The organism is Massilia niastensis DSM 21313, assembly GCF_000382345.1.
In the GTDB taxonomy this organism is placed as follows: Bacteria; Pseudomonadota; Gammaproteobacteria; order Burkholderiales; family Burkholderiaceae_D; genus Telluria; species Telluria niastensis.
Genome location: NZ_KB908097.1, coordinates 57,289 through 76,141, shown reverse-complemented (window position 1 = coordinate 76,141; position 18,853 = coordinate 57,289). Strand labels below are relative to the sequence as shown.

The window sequence follows — 18,853 nt, the reverse complement described above, 5'->3', positions numbered from 1 at the left end:
AACCATTCTCTGAATCATGATCTTCTCGAAAAAACACTCGCTGTACGAATCCGAGCACACCAAGTTCATCAAGGAACTGAAGTCCCGGCTGCCGGGCATGGAACAACGCCAATTCGAGGGCCGCGCCCTGCTGTGGGATACGGCCCCGATCTCGCTCGACGAGCAGGCCCGTGTCCAGGAATCGCGCCTGCGCCAGCAGGCCTACCCGTACCAGAGCAAGGTCTGAGGACGGAACGGCGCCCATGCTGCCCGACCAGGCCGCGCCCGATGCGCCGGCCGAATCGATGCCGGACTTGCCGGGCGACGGTTCGCCCGGCGCGGCGCCGCTTCCCCCTGACGATGCCGCCGCGATCGCCCGCCTGTACGGCGAGCCGCTGACGCGCCTGCCCACCGACCTGTACATTCCGCCGGACGCGCTCGAGGTCTTCCTCGACGCCTTCGAAGGACCGCTCGACCTGCTGCTGTACCTGATCCGCCGGCAGAACTTCAATATCCTCGACATTCCGATGGCGCAGGTGACCCTGCAATACCTGAAGTACGTCGAGCAGATCCGCCAGCGCAACCTGGAGCTGGCGGCGGAGTACCTGCTGATGGCGGCGATGCTGATCGAGATCAAGTCGCGCATGCTGCTGCCGCGGCGCCAGGACGAGCTGGTCGAGGACGTGGGCGACCCGCGCGCCGAACTGGTGCGGCGCCTGCTGGACTACGAGCAGATCAAGAGCGCCGCGGTCCAGCTGGGCGCCCTGCCCCAGGAGGGACGCGACTTCCAGCGTCCCCAGCTGTTCGTGGAACAGGGGCTGGCCCAGGCCTGGCCGGACGTCGATCCGTGGGACCTGCAGCGCGCCTGGCTCGACGTGCTGCGCCGCGCCAAGCTGACCCAGCACCACCGGATCAGCCGCCAGGAACTGTCGGTGCGCGAGCATATGTCGGCCATCCTGCGCACCCTGCAGTCGCAGCGCTTCGTCGAATTCACCGAGCTGTTCGCGGGCCGGCACGGAGTCCCGATCGTGGTTGTACACTTTGTCGCCATGCTCGAACTCGCGAAAGAAACATTGATTGAAATTACGCAGGCCGAACCGTTTGCGCCGATCTATGTGCGCCTGGCCTATTCGCCGGCCTGAGCCGGCCTATCTTCCTTGTATCCTTAACCCATGAAAATCATCTCCTCCATCGAAGAATTGCGCGACCAGTTGCGCGGCCAGCTGCGCACCGCCTTCGTGCCGACGATGGGCAACCTGCATGAAGGCCATTTGTCGCTGATGCGCCTGGCGCGCCGCCATGGCGACCCGGTGGTGGCCTCGATCTTCGTCAACCGCCTCCAGTTCGGTCCGAACGAGGATTTCGACAAGTACCCGCGCACCTTCCAGGACGACGTCAAGAAACTGGAGAAGGAAGGCGTGTACGTGCTGTTCGCGCCGACCGAGAAGGACATGTACCCGGAGCCGCAGGAATACCGCGTGCGCCCGCCTGACGGCCTGGGCAACACCCTGGAAGGCGAATTCCGTCCCGGCTTCTTCGAGGGCGTGTGCACCGTGGTGACCAAGCTGTTCTCCTGCGTGCAGCCGCGCGTGGCCGTGTTCGGCAAGAAGGATTACCAGCAGCTGATGATCGTGCGTAACATGGCGCGCCAGTTCGCGCTGCCGACCGAGATCATCGGCGCCGAGACCTTCCGTGCGGAAGACGGCCTGGCGCTGTCCTCGCGCAACGGCTACCTGTCGGACACCGAGCGGGCCGAAGCGCCGGCCCTGTTCCAGAGCCTGAACCAGGTCGCGGGCGAGATGCGCGCGGGCCACCGCGATCCGCTCGCGCTGGAGCACGGCGCGATGGAAGGCCTGGCCGCACGCGGCTGGAAGCCGGACTACATCTCGATCCGCAAGCGCATCGACCTGCAGGCGCCGACGTCCGCCGACCTCGAGCGCGGCGAACCGCTGGTGGTGCTGGCCGCTGCCAAGCTGGGCAGCACGCGCCTGATCGACAATCTCGAGATCTGAGCGAGCGTGAGCAAAAGCGTATTTTGCTTGCGTAATTGCAACACCGGGAAGGCTGGTTTACACTAGGGCGCTGTCGCATTCACGTCCAGGACCAGCCTTGAACGTTCCCGCCGCCGCCATTGCCCGCAAGGGCCCTCCCAGGTCCACCGATGCGGTCAGCCGCATCGGCGGCGACCTCGCTCCCCATGAAATGCGCGATCCCTTCGATATCGGGGAAGCGCTCGCCGCGCTGTCCGTCAGCGGCGACCCGGTGACGGTGTACGCCGCCGCCGGCGCCGAGCCGCTGCTGGCGCGGATCGAATCGGTGGACCCCGAACTGCCCCACTTCGTGCTCGACTTCAGCGGCAGCGAAGTCCCCCCTGGCGGACGCGCGATCTTTGTCGCCGTGATCGGCAGCAACGCCAAGCTGCAGTTCGAGCTCGAGCGCGACTGGACCGGCTTGCCGGACCAGCCGCACCTGGTGGCGGCGGAATTTCCCGACAGCTGCCTGGTACTGAACCGGCGCGCGGCGCGGCGCATCGAGACGCCGGTGGGCGTCAACTACACGGCCAGTTTCGGGCTGGGCAGCAGGCAGTACGAATTGCCGCTGTACGACTTTTCCGAGGGCGGGGTCGGGATGCGGGCGAGTCCGGAACAGGCCCTCGGACTGTCGGTGGGCAGGAAGCTGGCGGGAGTGCGGCTGGAGCTGGGGCCGGCGCTGGTCGTCACCGCCGATCTCGAGATCCGCCTGATGCGGCCGTTCCGGACCTTCCTGCTCGGGGAGCAGGTGCAGATCGGGTGCAGCTTTGCGAGCATTACGATGCAGATGCAGCAGAGCCTGGAGCGGGTGGTGACGAATGGCTTGACGCAGCGGAGGGTGGTGCGGCGCTGAGGCCGTTTGATCAGGCCGCCACGCTCTGCGCCCACGCCAGGGCCGACAGGTGCGCCTTGTTGACGTCGAGCGGACTGATGTCGAGCGAGGCCGCCAGCGAGGCCACGAGATGGGAATTGAGCTCGCAGGCTTCCGCCAGCGCCAGGTAGGGCCCATACACGCCCTCGCGCCCCACCAGCGCCCGCACCACCTCGTCCGGCAGCTGGATGGTCTCCAGCACCTCCTTCATCGGCAGTCCCAGCAGGCGATCGAGCAGCGAGAACATCCCCGCCACGAACAGGTTCTCCCCTTCCCCGCGCGCCAGGTACTTCTGCCCCAGCAGTTCGGCCAGCCGTCCGCGCACCACCGCGGTTTCCATCAGCACCGGAGAATAGCCGCTGGTGCTGGCCGTCGCCAGCAGCAGCAGCAGCCAGCGGTACAGCGGCGCATAGCCGAGCAGCCCGATGGCCTGGCGCAGCGACTGCACCTCGCGCCCGGCGCCGAAACCGGCCGAGTTGATGAAGCGCAGCAGCTTGTAGGTCAGGGCCGGGTCGCGCTTGAGCACGCTCTCCAGCTTGGGCACGTCCTCGTTGTTCTGCACCATCTGCATCAGCTGCAGGATCACGTTCTGGGTCGGGTTCATGCCCTTGACCGGATTGCCGGGACGCGGCGTCAGGTGCAGCTTGCCGACAAAGGCATCCAGCCCCAGCGCCGCGCAGGCGTCGAAGTCGGCCCAGGTGGCGACCGGCCGCCCGACCATGCGCATCGCCGAATGCTTGGCGGCGGCGTAGGCGCGCGCCTGGCTTCCCACGTCGGCGCCGGTGAAGCGCACTTCGACGTAGGACGCGTAAGGCGACAGGTTGCGCCCGAGGATAGTCATGTCGGCGCCGCGGATCGAGACGCCCACGCCCCCGACCCGCACGGCCTGCACGGCGGCGCGCGCCGAGCTGTCGGTCAGCTGGCGCAGCTCGAGGGTGAGGACGGTGCGTTCCGGCGGCAAGGCATGCAGCGCGTCGGTCGAGAGCATCGCCGGCACCGCATCGAGGAACAGGATCTTGTCGCGCAGCAGCCAGCCATGGTCCTCATGGATGACGTGCTCCGCCACGAAGCCGACCAGGTCTTCCAGCTCCTGGACGGTGGGGACCTTGCCGTCGTGCTGCTGCCACGACAACTCATAGCCGATCACGCGCTGCTTCGGGTCGAGCAGCGGTTCGCGGATGAGGAAGTTTGTTTGATGCATGTGGGCGCCGTGGGTGCTTGGTGCGCGGCGCGCGCTCAGAACCCGAGGCTGTCGAGCAGATCGTCGACCTGGCCCTGGTTCGCGACGACCTCGCTGTTGCCTTCCGTCTTGATCTGCGGGCCGTTCAGCAGCCCGTTGTCGAGCTCGCGCCTGATCTCGCTGGGCGCGAAGTCGATCAGGACCTGCACCAGCTGCTTTTCCAGGTCCTGGGCGATGTTCGTGATGCGGCCGATCACCTGGCCGGTCAGGTCCTGGAAATCCTGGGCCATCATGATGTTCATCAGCTGCCCGCGGGTCGCGACGGCGCCAAGACGCGATTCGTCCAGGCCGGCCACGGTGCGCTCGGCCAGCGCGCGCCATTCGGCTTCGCTGGCGCCGCCGGCGAGCAGCGCCTGCCAGGACGAGGACAGCTCGGCCGAGCGGGTCTCGATCGCATCCTGCAGCGGCGAGGCGCTGTCGGTGGCGTCCAGCACCTTCTTGGCGGCCTGTTCGGACAGACGCGCCACGTAATCGAGGCGGTCGCGCGCATCCGGGATGTCGCTGGCGGCCTTCTCGATCAGCTTGTCGAGCCCGAGCCCGCGCAGGCTGTCGTGCAGCGCGCGGGTCATGTGCCCGATCCGGCTCAGGACCTCGTCGTGCGAGGCCTGCTCGGCAGTCTGCTCAAGCATCTCAGGCTCCGGTCTTCTCGAGTTTCTCGAAGATCTTGTTCAGCTTTTCGTCCAGGGTGGCGGCCGTGAACGGCTTGACCACGTAGCCGCTGGCGCCGGCCTGGGCCGCGGCGATGATGTTTTCCTTCTTGGCTTCGGCGGTCACCATCAGCACCGGCAGCTTGGCCAGCGCAGGATCGGCACGGATGTTCTGCAGCATCGTCAGGCCGTCCATGTTCGGCATGTTCCAGTCCGACACCACGAAGTCGAACTGCTCGCTGCGCAGCTTGGCCAGCGCCATCACGCCATCTTCGGCTTCGTCGACGTTGGCATAACCCAGTTCCTTCAACAGATTTCGCACGATGCGGCGCATCGTCGAGAAATCGTCAACAACCAAAAACTTCATTTTTGGATCAGCCATGTAATACTCCGTTTGAATCTCTTATGGTTTGAATGATGAGCGCTGCATCTACGAGCGCCACACAACACCCTCATGGCGGCGTTGCATCGTCGCGCCGTACCAGCGTACTGTCTTCGACGATGCGCCTTGCCCCGGGGATTTTGTTAGACACTCTAAGCAGCCTCAAGAATAGCATTTTTGTTGCCGTACGGCGATAAAATGGTCCGAAAAGCACCTTGTCCGGATCAAACGCGCAACGCCCGGCTGCCCTGGGTGGCCAGGTGTTCCAGCACCATGCGCGGCAGCGCCTGCAGGGGTCCGACGTCGTGGGCGGCGCCGAGGGCGATGGCCTCGCGCGGCATGCCGAACACGATGCAGCTCGCCTCGTCCTGGGCGAAGTTGTGCGCGCCGGCATTGCGCATCTCGAGCATGCCCGCCGCGCCGTCCTTGCCCATGCCGGTCAGGATAACACCAACCGCGTTCTTGCCCGCCGCCTGCGCGGCGGAGCGGAACAGCACATCGACCGAGGGGCGATGGCGGTTGACCGGAGGCGACTGCTCGAGCCTGGTCATGTAGTTGGCGCCCGACCTGGCCAGCAGCAGGTGCGAATGGCCGGGCGCGATATAGGCGTGGCCCGGCAGCACCCGCTCGTTGCCCTGCGACTCGACCACGCTGATCCGGCACAGCGCATCCAGGCGTTTCGCAAACGACGAGGTGAAGCCTTCCGGCATGTGCTGGGCGATCAGGATGCCCGGGCAGTCGGACGGCATCTGCATCAGGAATTCGCGGATCGCCTCGGTGCCGCCGGTGGAGGCGCCGATGATGATCAGCTTTTCCGACGAGATCAGGGGACTGCGCAGCGCCGACAGCGGCGCGCTCGGGGCCTGGGCGCGCACGCTGCGCGGGGCGATGCGGGCGCGCGCGGCGGCGCGGATCTTGTCGGCGATCATGTCGGCGTAGTCGCGCATCCCGGTCTGGATCGAGATCTTCGGCTTGGTCACGAAGTCGATCGCGCCCAGTTCCAGCGCGCGCATCGTGATCTCGGAGCCGCGCTCGGTCAGCGAGGACACCATCAGCACCGGCATCGGGCGCAGGCGCATCAGCTTTTCCAGGAAGTCCAGGCCGTCCATCTTGGGCATCTCGACGTCCAGGGTCAGCACGTCGGGATTATGCTTCTTGATCAGTTCGCGCGCGACGAGCGGATCGGGCGCCGTGGCGACCACTTCCAGGTCGGGCTGGGAGTTGACGATTTCGCTCATCACGCTGCGGATCAGCGCGGAGTCGTCGACAATCAGCACCTTTGTCTTCATGATTCGGTCCTTCCAGGTCAGAACAGGTCGATTTCGCCGCCGACCGGCTCGACCTTGAGGCGCTTGGCGTAATCGAGCTCGCGCTTGGCGAGCGTATCGTTTTGGGTTTGCATCAGTTTCTTGACCATCACCTTGCCCGTGTGCGGGAAGAAGTACACCTTGCGCGGGTAGATGTCGTTCAGGTCCTCGGCCAGCACCGGGATCCGTTCGGTCTTCAGGAAATTCATCACGAAGGACGCATTGCGCTCGCCCACGTTCATGGCCGAGAAGCCGCGCAGCACCGCCCCGCCGCCGAACACCTTGGCTTCCAGGTGCTCGCGCCGGGCGCCGGCCTTGAGCAGGTCGTTGATCAGGACTTCCATGGCGAAGGTCCCGTAGCGCATCGAGGCCGACACCGGACTGCCGGCGTCGCCGCCGCCGTCGGGCAGCATGAAGTGGTTCATGCCGCCCAGCCCGGTGAGGCGGTCGCGGATGCAGGCCGACACGCAGGAGCCGAGCACCGTCACGATCAGCATGTTGCGGCCCGTGTAGTAGTACTCGCCCGGCAGGATCTTGGCGGCCTCGCAGTCGAAGGTGCGGTCGTAGTAGACGTTGGTCGCGAACTGGCTGTTCATGGTCGTACCCGTAGGGCCTCGCCGCCCTGTTGGTCAAGCTCGTACACGGTCTTGCCGCGCAGGCGCAGCGCATCCGAGACGTACAGGAAGTTCTCCGAATGGCCCGCGAACATCAGCGCGTCGGGCTTCATCAGCGGTACGAAGCGGCTCAGGATCTTGCGCTGGGTCGCCTTGTCGAAATAGATCATCACGTTGCGGCAGAAGATGGCGTCGAAGCGCCCTTCCAGCGGCCACTCCTCGGCCAGCAGGTTCAGCTGGCGGAACGCGACCAGCTGGCGCAGCTCGGGGCGCATCCGCGCCATGCCTTCGTGGCTGCCCTTCCCCTTCAGGAAGAAGCGGCGCAGGCGGCCGGGGTCGAGCTTGTCGACCCGTTCCATCGGGTAGATGGCGTTGGCGCCGGTGGCCAGCACATTGGTGTCGATGTCGGTCGCGACCACCTGCACCGGAGGCGTCAAGGTGTCGAAGGCCTCGCAGGCCGTCATCGCGATCGAGTACGGTTCCTCGCCGGTGGAACTGGCCGAGCACCACACGGTGAGCGTGCGGCGCTCGCGCCGGTGCAGCGCGACCAGGTGCTCGGCCAGCAACGGGAAGTGGTGCGCCTCGCGGAAGAACGAGGTCAGGTTGGTGGTCAGCGCATTGGTGAAGGCTTCCCACTCGGCCGCCATGCGCCCCGCCTCCAGGTCGTCGAGGTAGCGCTCGAAGGACTGGATGCCGGTCGCGCGCAGGCGCCGCGCCAGGCGGCTGTAGACCATTTCCTGCTTGCTGTCGGCTAGCGAGATGCCGGCGCGCCGGTAGATCAGCGCGCGGACCCGTTCGAAATCACGGCGCGTGAAATCGAACTCCTTGACCGTGTCGGTTTTATGCTGCGGCACTTTGCTTGCCTTCTTAATGCTCGTTGGCCTGGACGTCGTGCCAGTGTTGCGTTGCAGGGTGGGCAGCTTTGCTGCCCACCCGGTGATCGATCAGGCAGCCAGCTTGTCGATCAGGCCCATTTCGCTGGACGACATCAGCTTGTCGATGTCGACCAGGATCAGCATGCGCTCGTCCACCGTGCCCAGGCCGATCATGTAGTCGGAGTTGAACGCGGTGCCCATTTCCGGCGCCGGCTTGATCTGGTCCGGCGTCAGGGTGGTCACGTCGGACACGCTGTCCACCACCATGCCCATGATGCGGCCGCCGATGTTCAGGATGATCACGACCGTGAACTGGTCGTACACCGGGGTGCCGAGGCGGAACTTGATGCGCATGTCCACCACCGGAATGATGATGCCACGCAGGTTGATCACGCCCTTGATGAATTCGGGAGCGTTGGCGATGCGGGTCACCGCTTCGTAGCCGCGGATCTCCTGCACCTTGAGGATGTCGATGCCGTATTCCTCGGAGCCCAGGGTGAAGGCCAGGAATTCGCTGCCGGCGCCGTCGCGCGCGGTCCCGTCGGCGGGTTTGGTGTTTTGTATGTTAGACATGTTCAATCCTTCTTGCTGTCGGGTTGTTATAGAACGACGGGATCGTCGGCCAGCTGGCGCGAGGAGCGCACCAGCGCCGCCACGTCCAGGATCAGGGCGACGCCGCCGTCGCCCATGATGGTGGCGCCGGAAATGCCCGCCACCTTACGGTAATTCGCTTCGAGGTTCTTGACCACCACCTGCTGCTGGCCCACCAGTTCGTCCACGAACAGCGCCGCCTTCCTGCCCTCGGTCTCGAGGATCACGACGATGCCTTCGCACGGATCGGTGAAGCGCGGGGCGATCTCGAACATCTGGTACAGCGGGATCAGGGGCAGGTAGTCGCCGCGCACCTTGATCACGCGCCCGCGCCCGGCGATCTCGCGGATGTCCTGCGGCGCCGGCTGCAGCGACTCGACCACGAAGGACAGCGGCAGGATGTAGATCTCTTCGCCGCAGCGGATCGACATGCCGTCCAGGATCGCCAGGGTCAGGGGCAGCGAGATCGAGATCGTGGTGCCGAAGCCGCGCGCCGAACGGATGTCGACGCTGCCGCCCATGGCGGTGATGTTGCGCTTGACCACGTCCATGCCGACCCCGCGGCCGGACACGTCGGTAACCGTCTCGGCGGTCGAGAAGCCGGGCGCGAAGATCAGCTGCCAGACCTCGGCATCGCTCATGCCGTTCGATACCGCCAGCCCGTTCTGGGCCGCCTTGGCCAGGATCCGTTCGCGATTCAGGCCGCCGCCGTCGTCGGCCACCTCGATGATGATGTTGCCGCCCTGGTGGCCGGCCGACAGGAACAAACGCCCCGCTTCCGACTTGCCAGCCGCCGCACGCGCCGCCGGCATCTCGATGCCGTGGTCGATGCTGTTGCGCACCAGGTGGGTCAGCGGATCGACGATGCGCTCGATCAGGCCCTTGTCGAGTTCCGTGGCCGAGCCGTGGGTGATGAAATCGACCTTCTTGCCGAGCTTGCCGGCCAGGTCGCGCACCATGCGCGGGAAGCGCGAGAACACGAAGTCCATCGGCATCATGCGGATCGACATCACGGCTTCCTGCAGCTCGCGCGTGTTGCGTCCCAGCTGGCTCACCGAGGCCAGCAGGCGCTCGTGCAGGATCGGATCGAGGTTGCCGCTGCGTTGCTCCAGCATCGCATTGGTGATCACCAGTTCGCCGATCAGGTTGATCAGCTGGTCGACCTTCTCGACCGAAACCCGGATCGACGAGGATTCGGCGTGCGCCGCCTTGTCGTCCTTCTTCGCGGCCTTCTTCTCGGCCGCCAGCTCCGAGACCTCGACCGGTTCCGGGCGGCCGGAGGCCGGCGCGCGCTCGGGCGCGCTCTCGGTGATGCCGGCCTGGGCGCGGATCTGCTCGATCGGCTGGAAGAAGCCGTAGCCGCGCTCGTCGTCGCTCAGGTCGTGCGCCGCCGGCGCCACGTCGTCGTCCGGGCCGAAGAAGCCGTAGCCCTGCTCGTCCTCGATGCGCTTGCGCTCGGCCGCTTCCAGTGCGCGCTGTTCCGGCGTCAGCGCCGGGGCCTCGAAGATCTTCAGGTCGTCCGGGTCGAGCACGAACGAGCAGATCGCGACGATGTCGTCCAGGCTCTCGTGGGTGGTGATGACCAGCGCGCTGCGCCCGCCGTCCAGCGGCGTGACCGACACCCGGCCCATCAGGCCCAGTTCGTCGGCCAGCGCATTGACGTCGCGCTGCGCCACGCTGGGCAGCTCGATCTTGTAGCGGTGCGCGCCCTCGCTCGGATGCGACCTGGTCTCGGCGGTGAGGTAGGACGGCGCCACCACCGGCGCCTGCGGCACCAGGCCCTCGGCCAGGTCGTGCAGCACCATGCGCACGTTGGCCACCGCCTCCTGGTCGACGCTTGCTCCGTGGCGGTGCCCGTCGAGCTGCATCTTGAGGCTGTCCTTGGCGGCCAGGAAGGCGTCCACGTGGTTCGAGGTCAGCGCCATCTCGCCCTTGCGGATGCGGTCCAGCAGCGACTCCAGCACGTGGGTCACTTCGCTCATGTCGGTCAGCCCGAAGGTCGAGGCGCCGCCCTTGACCGAGTGGGCGGTGCGGAAGATCGCGTTCAGGTCTTCCGGATCGGGCGCGGCGACATCGACGGCCAGCAGCAGCCGCTCCATTTCGGCGAGCAGTTCTTCCGCTTCGTCGAAAAAGACCTGGTAAAACTGGCTGATGTCGATGCTCATGATTCAGTCCGGTGGTTGGGGCCGCGCGTCATCGGATCAACCGATCACTTTTTTGACCACCTCGATCAGGCGCTGCGGATCGAAGGGCTTGACCAGCCAGCCATTGGCGCCGGCGGCGCGGCCCTTCGACTTCATCTCGTCGGACGACTCCGTGGTCAGCATCAGGATCGGCGTCTTGGCGTAGGCCGGCAAGGTGCGCAGCGTCTTGATCAGGGCCAGGCCGTCCATGCGCGGCATGTTCTGGTCGGTGAGGACCAGGTCGACGGCCTGCTGCTTCGCCTTGTCGAGGCCATCCTGGCCGTCGACCGCTTCCACCACGTTGTAGCCTGCGGCCTTGAGGCTGAACGCCACCATCTGGCGCAGCGAACTGGAATCGTCGACCGCGAGTATCGTTTTTGCCATCTTTTGCTCCTGCTGTTTTATGTCCGGTATGTTCCGGATCACTGAATCACTGTTGTCTATATATCGTGGCCACCGGACTCAGAACAGTTCGATGTCCCCGCTTTCGAGATGCCGCTGTTCGACCGACTTGCGCAGCATGCTGCGCAGCTCGAGCGACTGGATCGCCAGCGCCATGCTGACCTTGCCGAGGCGATCGACGATTTCCTCGCTGTCGGTTTCCGGCGCGATGTCTGCGCCATGTTCGCTGAGCGTGCCCAGGAAGTCGCGCAGGCCGGCCACGCGCTTGAGCGTGCGTTCGATCAGCTGGCTGGTCATGTCCTGGAACTGCATGCTCGTGATCGCCGTGTTGACGTGCTGGCCGATCTCGCCCGACATCGCCGACAGCTTCTCGCTGTCCTCGGCGCTCGGGGTGCCGCCGGCCAGCAGGCGGTCGATGGTTTCCTGGCGCGCGCCGACCGCCGTGTGGATCGCCATGAAGCTGCTGGTCAGCTTGTCGATGGCTTCCTCGAGCAGCAGCTCGGTCTGCAGCAGGTCGGTCTCGACCTCGGTCAGGTGCCGGCGTCCGTGCACCGACACGCCCGACAGCAGGCGCTTGACATGCGATCCGAGTATTTTTTTTCTTGCCATTCTAGTCCTCCAGTCCTGGCCGGGCTACTGCTTGACCGCGGGCGCCGCCGCGGCGGCGGAGACGGCGGCCGCCGATGCGGTTGCCGCAGCACCCGGATCCTGGGCCGGCACCTCGAGGGTGGCGGCGTCGCGCATCACGGCTTCTTCCGTACGTTTGTTCATGACGATGATGCTGATGCGGCGGTTGATCGGGTTGAACGGATCCTTGCGGTCGAGGTGGGCGGCCGAGGCCAGGCCCACCACGCGCAGCACCTTGTCGTCCTGCAGCCCGCCCAGCACCATCTCGCGCCGCGAGGCGTTCGCGCGGTCGGCCGACAGTTCCCAGTTGCTGTAGCCGGCGTCGCTGTAGTACGGGGTCGCATCGGTGTGGCCCGACAGGCCGACCTTGTTCGGCACCTCGTTCAGCACCATGCCGATCACGTGCAGGATCTCGCGGGTATAGGGCTGCAGGTCGGCGCGGGCCATCGCGAACATCGGGCGGTTCTTCTCGTCCACGATCTGGATCCGCAGGCCTTCGCTGGTGATGTCGAGCAGCAGCTGGTTCTTGTACTTCTTGAGCAGCGGGTTGACCTCGATGATCGACTCGATCTTCGCCTTCAGCGATTCGAGGCGCGCGCTTTCCTCGCGCGCCAGCGCCGCCTTGGCCGCCTGCAGGTCGTAGGTCTTCGATTCCGGCGGGATGTCGCCCTTCTTGACCTGGCCGTTGCGGCGCGTCAGGTCCTGGCCGCCGCCCTTGATCACGGACGAGGAGTCGCCCGCGCCGGAGCCGCCCGACATCGCCACCTTGAGCGGGGTCTTGAAGAATTCCGAGATGCCGTCCAGGTCGCCCTTGGCGGTCGAGCCAAGCAGCCACATCAGCAGGAAGAAGGCCATCATCGCGGTCACGAAGTCGGCGTACGCGATCTTCCAGGCGCCGCCATGGTGGCCGCCGGCCACCTTCTTGATGCGCTTGACGACGATGGGGCGCATGCCGTCGTCAGCCATGCACGCCTCCCCCGCCCAGGTTGTCGGAAATGACCATCATTGCCCGCTTATTTCTTCTTCTTGATGTGCTCTTCGAGCTCGGCGAAGGTCGGACGCTCGGTCGAGTACAGCACCTTGCGGCCGAATTCGACCGCCAGCGCCGGCGCGTAGCCGTTCAGGCTGGCCAGCAGGGTGACCTTCACGCACTGGAACATCTTGGTCGACTCTTCCAGCTTCTGTTCCAGCACGCTGGCCAGCGGGCCGACGAAGCCGTAGGCCAGCAGGATGCCGAGGAAGGTGCCGACCAGCGCCTTGGCGATCAGGATGCCCAGCTCGGCCGGCGGCAGGCCCACCGATTCCATGGTGTGGACCACGCCCATCACCGCCGCCACGATGCCGAAGGCCGGCAGGCCGTCGCCCAGCTTGGCGATGCAGTGGGCCGGAATCGCGCCCTCGTGGTGGTGGGTCTCGATCTCGTTGTCCATCAGGTTCTCGATCTGGAACGCATCCATGTTCCCCGACACCATCAGGCGCAGGTAGTCGGTCATGAATTCGATGATGTGGTGGTCGGCCAGCACGGCCGGGTATTTCGAGAACAGCGGCGACGCATCGGGCGCTTCGATATCGCCCTCGATCGACATCAGGCCTTCCTTGCGGACCTTGGACAGCACGTCGAACTGCAGCGCCATCAGTTCCATGTACATGTCGCGCGTGTACTGGGAACCCTTGAACACGGTCGGCAGCGCCTTCATGGTCGCCTTGACCGATTTCGCATTGTTACCGACGAAGAAGGCGCCGACCGCCGCGCCGCCGATCATCAGCAGTTCGAGCGGCTGGAACAGCGAGCCCATGTGGCCGCCACTCATGACGAAGCCGCCGAACACCGAGGCGCAGACGACGATGTAACCAATAATGACTAACAAGGAACCGACTCCAGAAATGCCGGATGAGCATGCCGGCATGGCAAAAAACAGTGATTCAGGAAAATATTTACGCAGGGAACTACAATAGCTGGAGAATGGTTCAGGGGCAAGCAAAACCGCCCGATCTGTCGCCTAAAAGTCCCAAACGTACAGCGCCGGGCCATCCTTGTATGGACGGACAATGCGGCTGGGAGTGCGTTCCCTTATGCCAAATTCGTAACTAAGAAGCATCGATCCGGGGCGCATCTCGTGCGCGGCCTTGCGCCACAGCGCGCTCATCGCGGCCGGCGACAGGTAGGCGAAGACGGCGTCGAAATGGCCGAAATCGAGGGATTCGTAATCTCCACGCACGAAGCGGGCCGGGCTGCCGGCGAGTTGCGCGCGCAGCCGGCTGGCCAGCCAGGGCAGCGGCGCCAGCTCGATGCCGGTGATCCGCGCATCGGGACGGCGGCGCTGCAGGTCCAGCACCAGCCCGCCGAGGCCGCTGCCGATGTCGATCACGTCCAGCGCCCTGCCCTGCGGCAGCAGCGCCGCCACCGCCTCCCACACCTTGCGCCCGGACGGGTAGTACGGCACCTGGGTGCGGAAGGTCGACCAGTACAGCAGCAGCAGGAACAGGAACAGGCCGAGGAACACGGCGGGCGGAATGGCGACCTGGCGCGCGCCCAGCAGCGCGAGCGGAAAAACGAACTGGATCGCGCGCCACCACGCGGCCAGGCCGCGCCACCAGGTGAGCGCGGCCGCGAAGATCCCCTGCGCCAGCGCGGCATGGGGGTAGTCCAGCGCCAGGCCGGCGCGCGCCGCCAGGTACACGGCGCCCAAGGTGAGGGGAAAGCTGGCGCACTGGAGGAACAGCGCCTGGACCGCGGGAGCGCGCAGGATGCGCGAAAACCGGCTCATCGCGCGTGCAACGCGCAGCTCAGGCCGGATTCTGGTTGGCCGCCGCATCCTTGGCCTTGCGGGTCTTGCCCGCGCGCGAAGGCATGTGGCACAGGCCGCACTGGTAGTCGGCGTTCAGGTCGAGGGTATTGACGACGAATTTGCCCTGGCACTTGTTGCATGGGGCCAGCTGCAGCATGCCGCCCTGGAAGAAACGCACCAGTGTCCAGGCGCGCGTCAGGGACAGCAATGGTTCTTCGCCCGGAGCGGGCGGCATCTGTTCGAGATAGAGCTTGTAGGCCTTCATCACGGCCTGGATGCCGGTGGCGCCGGCGTGCTCGACCAGGAAGTTATGGATATTGATGAACAGCGAAGAATGGATGTTCGGTTGCCAGGTCAGGAACCAGTCGGTCGAGAAAGGCAGCATACCCTTGGGTGGAGAGACACCCTTGAGTTCCTTGTACAGCTTGAGCAGGCGTTCGCGCGACAGCGAGACTTCGGTCTCCAGCAGTTGCAGGCGCGCACCGAGATTGATCAATTCGATGGCGAGCTGGATTTCCTGCGCTTCCGATACGACGCTTTTTTTGCTCATGAGACTGCTCCGGGCTGTGACGACAACCGGCCCCAAACAAGACCGTGAGCCGGATTATACGATCTCTTCAACAGGCTGGCCGGCCATCAGGATGGCGGCATGCGACTGGGCCAGGCTGCGCTCCTTGCTGTGGCTGGTCAGCATCGACAGGATGGCGGTGTCGTCGAAGCGGAAGCGGGCCAGCATCATGTTGCCGCCGGCGAGCTTCAGGATCTGGGCATTGCTCATGCCTTCGATCAGCTCGGCGATGTCGGCCGAGATACCGAGGCGGAAGATTGCGGTGACCTTGTCGGCGCGGATCATCTGCTGCGCGAGCATCAGGTAGCTCAGGTTAGCATCACGAATTTCAGCCATCATGTCGTTCGCAGTCATTTTCTCTCTCCGTTGTTGAATCGGCGTCCAGTTGTATTGCCGTTGAGATAGATTCTGACCGTGAGGAAACTTTTCCGGAATCGGACGAAGTCTGTATTTTCGGTCCGCGCATGACGGACATGACCCGTAGGAGTTTGTCTGACAAACCCTCTCGGATCACCCTGTTTCCCCTATGAGGAGGAGGTCATGGCCGGCGTCGGAGAAACGCCCTGGATTGTAGTCACGCTTGATGTTGCCTGTCGCAAACTTGCTACGGTTAACGTCATGCTTTAGGGGAACTTTAGGGTTTCTTGAAATTTTTTTCTCACCTTTTGCGCCCTTGTGCATCCGTTATCGGAAGCCTGGAAGAGAACTTTAGGGTTTGTTGAAAAAAATTTTCGACCCGATTCCGCCCGTCTGAACCTGTTATCGGAGGGCTTTCCAGGAACTTTAGGGTGGGGAGCAAAATTTTTTCAATTATTTTTGCGGTCGTGGCGCACGGCCGGGCAGGCAGGCTCGCCAACCCCATTCCTCTTTTACAGGGGCCACTGGAACTTGCTACACTGCGAGCCGCAACATTTGCTTGAAGCTTCAATCTTTCCACGAGAGGGTTCCGCATGGAAGCTCCACAACTCTGGGATATCAGTCCGACGATCTCGGCTGCGATTCCAGTCTGGCCCGGCGACACGCCATTCGAGGCCGCCCCCACCTGGCAGATCGGGAACGGCTGCCCGGTCCATGTCAGCCGCATGACGATGACGACCCACCTGGGCGCCCATGCCGATGCGCCCTCCCACTACGATCCGCAAGGGGCCAGCATTGACCAGGTCGCGCTGGCGCCTTATATGGGACCGTGCCGGGTGATCCACTGCATCGGCGCACGCCAGGTGGACGCTTCGGACCTGGCCGGGCGCCTGGACGGCGTACCGCCGCGCGTGCTGCTGCGCACCTACGCGCGCGCCCCGCAGGACGGGTGGGACCCGGACTTCGCCGCGGTCACGCCCGCCGCCATCGACCTGCTGGCCAGCCGCGGCGTGATCCTGGTCGGCACCGACAGCGCCTCGCTCGATCCGCAGGACTCGAAGACGCTCGACGCCCACCACGCGGTGCGCGCCAGCCGCATGGCGATCCTGGAGGGCGTGATCCTCGACGAGGTGCCCGAGGGCGACTACGAACTGATCGCCCTGCCCCTGAAATTCGCCGGCATGGATGCCAGCCCGGTGCGCGCGGTATTACGTGAACTCGTGCGCGCCCTGCCCACCAAGGAAACCGCATGAGCGCTCCCCCGACCCGCGAGGCCTGCCTGGCCCGCGACGCCCACGATCCCCTGCGCGCCCTGCGCGAGCGCTTCGACCTGCCGGAAGGCGTCATCTACCTGGACGGCAATTCGCTCGGCGCCCGGCCGAGGGCCGCCCTGGCGCGCGCCCAGGAAGTCGTCGCGCGCGAATGGGGCCAGGACCTGATCAAGAGCTGGAACAGCGCCGGCTGGTTCGACATGCCCAAACGCCTGGGCGACCGCCTGGCCCCGCTGCTGGGCGCGCGCGCCGGCGAAGTGGCCGTCACCGACACCACCTCGCTCAACCTGTTCAAGGCGCTGGCCGCCGCCATCCACCTCCAGGCCCACGGTCCCGGCGCGGCGCGCAGGGTCATCGTCACCGAGCGCAGCAACTTCCCGACCGATATCTACATGGCCGAAGGACTGGCCGGCTGGCTCGAGCGCGGCTACAGCGTGCGCCTGGTCGACTCGGTGGAGGAAATCCCTGCCGCCGTCGACGGCGACTGCGCGGTGCTGATGCTGACCCATGTGAACTACCGCAGCGGCCACCAGCACGACATGGCGGCGCTGACCCGCCACGCCCATGCGCAAGGCGCGCTGGTGGTCTGGGACCTGGCCCACTCGGCCGGCGCGGTGCCGCTCGACCTGCACGCGGCGGAAGCCGACTTCGCGGTCGGCTGCACCTATAAATACCTGAACGGCGGTCCGGGCGCGCCGGCCTTCATCTGGGTGCCGGAGCGCCACCAGGCGCGCTTCAGCCATCCGCTGTCGGGCTGGTGGGGCCATGCCGCGCCGTTCGCGATGGCGCCCTCGTTCTCGCCCTGCGGCGGCATCGGCCGCGCGCTGTGCGGCACCCAGCCGGTGGTCTCGCTGGCGCTGGTCGAATGCGGCCTGGACGTGTTCGACGACACCGACATGGAGGCGGTGCGCGCCAAGTCGCTGGCGCTGACCGACCTGTTCATCGAACTGGTGGAAAGCCGCTGCGCCGGGCATCCGCTCACCCTCGTCACCCCGCGCGCGCATGCGCGGCGCGGCAGCCACGTCAGCTTCACCCATCCGCACGGCTATGCGGTGATGCAGGCCCTGATCGGGCGCGGCGTGATCGGCGACTACCGCGAGCCGGAGATCATGCGCTTCGGCTTCACCCCGCTGTACACCAGTCATGCGGACGTCTGGGATGCGGTCGCCATCCTGAAGGACATCCTGGACAGCAAAGCCTACGACGTCAAGGCCGCGCGCAGCGCCGTCACCTGAAAGAGCACCATGAACGACAAGATCAAGAACGATGCGTCCGACTGGCACGGCGCCAGGCTGGACTTCAAGGAGTCCATGAGCTACGGCGACTACCTCGGCCTGGACCGGATCCTCACGGCCCAGCATCCGCTGTCGCCCAACCATAACGAGATGCTGTTCATCATCCAGCACCAGACCAGCGAACTCTGGATCAAGCTGATGCTGCACGAGCTGCAGGCGGTGCGCCGCCACATCCGCGAGGACAACCTGCCGCCGGCCTTCAAGATGCTGGCGCGGGTGGCGCGCATCATGGACCAGCTGGTGCATGCCTGGGACGTGCTGGCCACCATGACGCCGCCCGAGTACACGGCGATCCGGCCCTACCTGGGCGCCTCCTCGGGTTTCCAGTCCTTCCAGTACCGCCAGCTCGAATTCATCCTCGGGAACAAGAACGCCGCCCTGCTGGCGGTGCACGAGAAGTCGCCCGAACACCACGCGCTGCTGGAGCGGGAACTGCGCGCGCCCTCGATCTACGACGAGGCGGTGATGCTGCTGGCGCGCAGCGGCCTGCACATCGACCCGGCGCGCCTGGCGGCCGACTGGACCCGGCCGACCGAGGCGGACGACTCGGTCAAGGAGGCCTGGCTGGAGGTGTACCGCGATCCCGAACGGCACTGGGCCCTGTACGAGCTGGCCGAGAAGCTGGTGGACATGGAGACCGCCTTCCGTTTCTGGCGCTTCCGCCATGTCAGCACGGTCGAGCGCATCATCGGCTTCAAGACCGGCACCGGCGGCACCGCCGGCGTCAGCTACCTGCGCAAGATGCTCGACGTGGTGCTGTTCCCCGAGCTGTTCGCGCTGCGCACCGCCTTGTAAACGCGAAGCCGGCCGCCACGCCGCGATCGT

General features: G+C 65.5%; 22 protein-coding genes. 7 read left to right on the top strand and 15 right to left on the bottom strand.

The features are described from left to right. The first annotated feature begins 16 nt into the window (after nucleotides 1-16). The 4 genes from H162_RS0114520 (at nucleotide 17) to H162_RS0114505 (ending at nucleotide 2,862) form a co-directional block, all read left to right on the top strand. Nucleotides 17-226, top strand: a complete 210-nt coding sequence (locus tag H162_RS0114520; RefSeq protein ID WP_020654204.1) for a DUF3460 family protein — start codon at nucleotides 17-19, stop codon at nucleotides 224-226. Nucleotides 227-242: 16 nt separating this feature from the next. Continuing rightward, on the top strand, nucleotides 243-1,121 hold the full coding sequence (locus tag H162_RS0114515; RefSeq protein WP_020654203.1) for a segregation and condensation protein A: 879 nt from the start codon (nucleotides 243-245) through the stop codon (nucleotides 1,119-1,121). A gap of 30 nt (nucleotides 1,122-1,151) precedes the next feature. Continuing rightward, the gene (panC, locus tag H162_RS0114510) at nucleotides 1,152-1,991 is read left to right on the top strand and encodes a pantoate--beta-alanine ligase (protein ID WP_020654202.1); all 840 of its coding nucleotides are present in this window, start codon (nucleotides 1,152-1,154) and stop codon (nucleotides 1,989-1,991) included. Between the two features lie 97 nt (nucleotides 1,992-2,088). After that, nucleotides 2,089-2,862, top strand: coding sequence for a PilZ domain-containing protein (locus tag H162_RS0114505; protein WP_020654201.1), 774 nt, complete (start codon nucleotides 2,089-2,091; stop codon nucleotides 2,860-2,862). A gap of 10 nt (nucleotides 2,863-2,872) precedes the next feature. On the opposite strand, the gene H162_RS0114500 is transcribed toward H162_RS0114505, so the two are convergent. The 15 genes from H162_RS0114500 to flhD all read right to left on the bottom strand — a co-directional run bounded on the left by H162_RS0114500 (nucleotide 2,873) and on the right by flhD (nucleotide 15,459). Further along, complete coding sequence (locus H162_RS0114500; protein ID WP_020654200.1) at nucleotides 2,873-4,081, bottom strand: EAL and HDOD domain-containing protein; 1,209 nt, start codon at nucleotides 4,079-4,081, stop codon at nucleotides 2,873-2,875. 35 nt (nucleotides 4,082-4,116) lie between these two features. Continuing rightward, nucleotides 4,117-4,749 (bottom strand): protein phosphatase CheZ, encoded by a 633-nt coding sequence (gene cheZ / locus H162_RS0114495; protein WP_020654199.1) that lies wholly within the window; start codon nucleotides 4,747-4,749, stop codon nucleotides 4,117-4,119. Between the two features lies 1 nt (nucleotide 4,750). Further along, nucleotides 4,751-5,149 carry a chemotaxis response regulator CheY gene (cheY, locus tag H162_RS0114490; RefSeq protein WP_026354649.1) on the bottom strand — a complete coding sequence of 133 codons (399 nt, stop codon included), beginning with the start codon at nucleotides 5,147-5,149 and terminating at the stop codon, nucleotides 4,751-4,753. Between the two features lie 224 nt (nucleotides 5,150-5,373). Then, nucleotides 5,374-6,438, bottom strand: a complete 1,065-nt coding sequence (locus H162_RS0114485; RefSeq protein ID WP_020654197.1) for a protein-glutamate methylesterase/protein-glutamine glutaminase — start codon at nucleotides 6,436-6,438, stop codon at nucleotides 5,374-5,376. Nucleotides 6,439-6,455: 17 nt separating this feature from the next. Next, a complete protein-coding gene (gene cheD / locus H162_RS0114480) occupies nucleotides 6,456-7,052 on the bottom strand; it encodes a chemoreceptor glutamine deamidase CheD (protein ID WP_020654196.1) in 597 nt (198 codons plus the stop codon). Then, a complete protein-coding gene (locus H162_RS0114475) occupies nucleotides 7,049-7,924 on the bottom strand; it encodes a CheR family methyltransferase (RefSeq protein ID WP_020654195.1) in 876 nt (291 codons plus the stop codon). Before H162_RS0114475 ends, cheD begins: the two co-directional genes overlap by 4 nt. 90 nt (nucleotides 7,925-8,014) lie before the next feature. Further along, a complete protein-coding gene (locus H162_RS0114470; RefSeq protein WP_020654194.1) occupies nucleotides 8,015-8,518 on the bottom strand; it encodes a chemotaxis protein CheW in 504 nt (167 codons plus the stop codon). Nucleotides 8,519-8,544: 26 nt separating this feature from the next. Then, entirely contained in the window at nucleotides 8,545-10,701 is a 2,157-nt protein-coding gene (cheA, locus tag H162_RS0114465; protein WP_020654193.1) for a chemotaxis protein CheA, read from the bottom strand. A 36-nt stretch (nucleotides 10,702-10,737) separates the two neighbouring features. Then, nucleotides 10,738-11,103 (bottom strand): response regulator, encoded by a 366-nt coding sequence (locus H162_RS0114460; protein WP_020654192.1) that lies wholly within the window; start codon nucleotides 11,101-11,103, stop codon nucleotides 10,738-10,740. A 78-nt stretch (nucleotides 11,104-11,181) separates the two neighbouring features. Further along, nucleotides 11,182-11,730: a hypothetical protein gene (locus H162_RS0114455; RefSeq protein ID WP_020654191.1), complete on the bottom strand. Its 549-nt coding sequence runs from the start codon at nucleotides 11,728-11,730 to the stop codon at nucleotides 11,182-11,184. Nucleotides 11,731-11,754: 24 nt separating this feature from the next. After that, a complete protein-coding gene (motB, locus tag H162_RS0114450; protein ID WP_020654190.1) occupies nucleotides 11,755-12,714 on the bottom strand; it encodes a flagellar motor protein MotB in 960 nt (319 codons plus the stop codon). Between the two features lie 47 nt (nucleotides 12,715-12,761). Next, nucleotides 12,762-13,616, bottom strand: coding sequence for a flagellar motor stator protein MotA (gene motA / locus H162_RS0114445; protein ID WP_026354648.1), 855 nt, complete (start codon nucleotides 13,614-13,616; stop codon nucleotides 12,762-12,764). Between the two features lie 132 nt (nucleotides 13,617-13,748). Then, the gene (locus H162_RS0114440) at nucleotides 13,749-14,516 is read right to left on the bottom strand and encodes a class I SAM-dependent methyltransferase (protein ID WP_020654188.1); all 768 of its coding nucleotides are present in this window, start codon (nucleotides 14,514-14,516) and stop codon (nucleotides 13,749-13,751) included. Between the two features lie 19 nt (nucleotides 14,517-14,535). After that, on the bottom strand, nucleotides 14,536-15,087 hold the full coding sequence (gene flhC / locus H162_RS0114435) for a flagellar transcriptional regulator FlhC (RefSeq protein WP_020654187.1): 552 nt from the start codon (nucleotides 15,085-15,087) through the stop codon (nucleotides 14,536-14,538). 54 nt (nucleotides 15,088-15,141) lie between these two features. Continuing rightward, complete coding sequence (gene flhD / locus H162_RS0114430; protein WP_026354647.1) at nucleotides 15,142-15,459, bottom strand: flagellar transcriptional regulator FlhD; 318 nt, start codon at nucleotides 15,457-15,459, stop codon at nucleotides 15,142-15,144. A 596-nt stretch (nucleotides 15,460-16,055) separates the two neighbouring features. On the opposite strand from flhD, the gene kynB reads away from it, so the two are divergent. Genes kynB through kynA form a run of 3 tightly spaced genes read left to right on the top strand, consistent with a single transcriptional unit; the run spans nucleotide 16,056 to nucleotide 18,823 of the window. After that, the gene (kynB, locus tag H162_RS0114425) at nucleotides 16,056-16,715 is read left to right on the top strand and encodes an arylformamidase (RefSeq protein ID WP_020654185.1); all 660 of its coding nucleotides are present in this window, start codon (nucleotides 16,056-16,058) and stop codon (nucleotides 16,713-16,715) included. Continuing rightward, a complete protein-coding gene (gene kynU, locus H162_RS0114420; protein WP_020654184.1) occupies nucleotides 16,712-17,968 on the top strand; it encodes a kynureninase in 1,257 nt (418 codons plus the stop codon). The genes kynB and kynU overlap by 4 nt, the downstream gene beginning before the upstream one ends. Nucleotides 17,969-17,977: 9 nt before the next feature. Then, nucleotides 17,978-18,823: a tryptophan 2,3-dioxygenase gene (gene kynA / locus H162_RS0114415; protein ID WP_020654183.1), complete on the top strand. Its 846-nt coding sequence runs from the start codon at nucleotides 17,978-17,980 to the stop codon at nucleotides 18,821-18,823. The last annotated feature ends 30 nt before the right edge of the window (nucleotides 18,824-18,853 follow it).

What these genes read in the sequence shown, in the direction of transcription:
- cheD (WP_020654196.1), bottom strand. Translation starts at nt 7,052, where the DNA reads ATGAACAGCCAGTTCGCGACCAACGTCTACTACGACCGCACCTTCGAC.
- kynA (WP_020654183.1), top strand. Translation starts at nt 17,978, where the DNA reads ATGAACGACAAGATCAAGAACGATGCGTCCGACTGGCACGGCGCCAGG.
- motB (WP_020654190.1), bottom strand. Translation starts at nt 12,714, where the DNA reads ATGGCTGACGACGGCATGCGCCCCATCGTCGTCAAGCGCATCAAGAAG.
- flhC (WP_020654187.1), bottom strand. Translation starts at nt 15,087, where the DNA reads ATGAGCAAAAAAAGCGTCGTATCGGAAGCGCAGGAAATCCAGCTCGCC.
- cheZ (WP_020654199.1), bottom strand. Translation starts at nt 4,749, where the DNA reads ATGCTTGAGCAGACTGCCGAGCAGGCCTCGCACGACGAGGTCCTGAGC.
- H162_RS0114500 (WP_020654200.1), bottom strand. Translation starts at nt 4,081, where the DNA reads ATGCATCAAACAAACTTCCTCATCCGCGAACCGCTGCTCGACCCGAAG.
- kynU (WP_020654184.1), top strand. Translation starts at nt 16,712, where the DNA reads ATGAGCGCTCCCCCGACCCGCGAGGCCTGCCTGGCCCGCGACGCCCAC.
- panC (WP_020654202.1), top strand. Translation starts at nt 1,152, where the DNA reads ATGAAAATCATCTCCTCCATCGAAGAATTGCGCGACCAGTTGCGCGGC.
- H162_RS0114440 (WP_020654188.1), bottom strand. Translation starts at nt 14,516, where the DNA reads ATGAGCCGGTTTTCGCGCATCCTGCGCGCTCCCGCGGTCCAGGCGCTG.
- H162_RS0114515 (WP_020654203.1), top strand. Translation starts at nt 243, where the DNA reads ATGCTGCCCGACCAGGCCGCGCCCGATGCGCCGGCCGAATCGATGCCG.
- cheA (WP_020654193.1), bottom strand. Translation starts at nt 10,701, where the DNA reads ATGAGCATCGACATCAGCCAGTTTTACCAGGTCTTTTTCGACGAAGCG.
- kynB (WP_020654185.1), top strand. Translation starts at nt 16,056, where the DNA reads ATGGAAGCTCCACAACTCTGGGATATCAGTCCGACGATCTCGGCTGCG.
- flhD (WP_026354647.1), bottom strand. Translation starts at nt 15,459, where the DNA reads ATGACTGCGAACGACATGATGGCTGAAATTCGTGATGCTAACCTGAGC.
- H162_RS0114455 (WP_020654191.1), bottom strand. Translation starts at nt 11,730, where the DNA reads ATGGCAAGAAAAAAAATACTCGGATCGCATGTCAAGCGCCTGCTGTCG.
- H162_RS0114485 (WP_020654197.1), bottom strand. Translation starts at nt 6,438, where the DNA reads ATGAAGACAAAGGTGCTGATTGTCGACGACTCCGCGCTGATCCGCAGC.
- H162_RS0114460 (WP_020654192.1), bottom strand. Translation starts at nt 11,103, where the DNA reads ATGGCAAAAACGATACTCGCGGTCGACGATTCCAGTTCGCTGCGCCAG.
- cheY (WP_026354649.1), bottom strand. Translation starts at nt 5,149, where the DNA reads ATGGCTGATCCAAAAATGAAGTTTTTGGTTGTTGACGATTTCTCGACG.
- H162_RS0114520 (WP_020654204.1), top strand. Translation starts at nt 17, where the DNA reads ATGATCTTCTCGAAAAAACACTCGCTGTACGAATCCGAGCACACCAAG.
- H162_RS0114470 (WP_020654194.1), bottom strand. Translation starts at nt 8,518, where the DNA reads ATGTCTAACATACAAAACACCAAACCCGCCGACGGGACCGCGCGCGAC.